Here is a 770-nt window from a genome sequence, read left to right on the forward strand (position 1 = left end):
GTAACACAGGCAGCACCCGAACTATGCAATCATTTCACGCTCCAAACCGCATCTTAATGGGCCCTGGCCCGTCAGATGTTTCCGAAAGAGTACTTAAAGCACTATCTCAGCAAACCATCGGTCATATGGACCCTAGCTTTGTATCGCTAATGAATGAGATAAAATCTCTTCTTCAGTACGTTTTCCAAACCAAAAACGAACTTACGATTCCGGTATCTGCACCAGGTTCATCTGGTATGGAAACCTGCTTTATGAATATGGTTGAGCCGGGTGACAAAATTCTTGTCTGCATTAACGGCGTATTTGGCATGCGCATGAAAGAAGTCGCGACTCGCGCAGGCGCTCAGGTTGAAGCCATCGAATTTGAGTGGGGCGAAGCTGTTGAGCCAGAAGTAGTAGACCAGAAGCTTTCAGAAAATCCTGATATTTCAATGATCGCTTTTGTTCACGCTGAAACCTCTACCGGTGTTCGCTCTGATGCAAAAGCCTTATGTGCAATAGCTCAACAACATAACTGTCTTTCAATCGTTGATGCCGTCACCTCTTTAGGCGGTTCTGATGTTCAAGTTGATGACTGGGGCATAGACGCAATTTATTCAGGCACTCAAAAGTGCTTATCTTGTATCCCAGGTCTCTCTCCGGTCAGTTTTAGCACTAAAGCAATTGAAAAGATCAAAGCCAAAAGCTCTAAGAACTACAGCTGGTTCCTCGATCTAAACCTGGTCATGGACTATTGGGGTGAAGGTGCTAAGCGTACTTATCACCATACT

At 45.1% G+C, this 770-nt stretch carries 1 protein-coding gene; it reads left to right on the plus strand.

The features are described 5' to 3' along the window. Positions 1–23 precede the first annotated feature (23 nt). Positions 24–770 (plus strand): alanine--glyoxylate aminotransferase family protein (locus A3729_RS03035; protein WP_082881981.1); only part of this gene is annotated, 747 nt, incomplete at its 3' end.

Source organism: Oleiphilus sp. HI0043 (genome assembly GCF_001634935.1).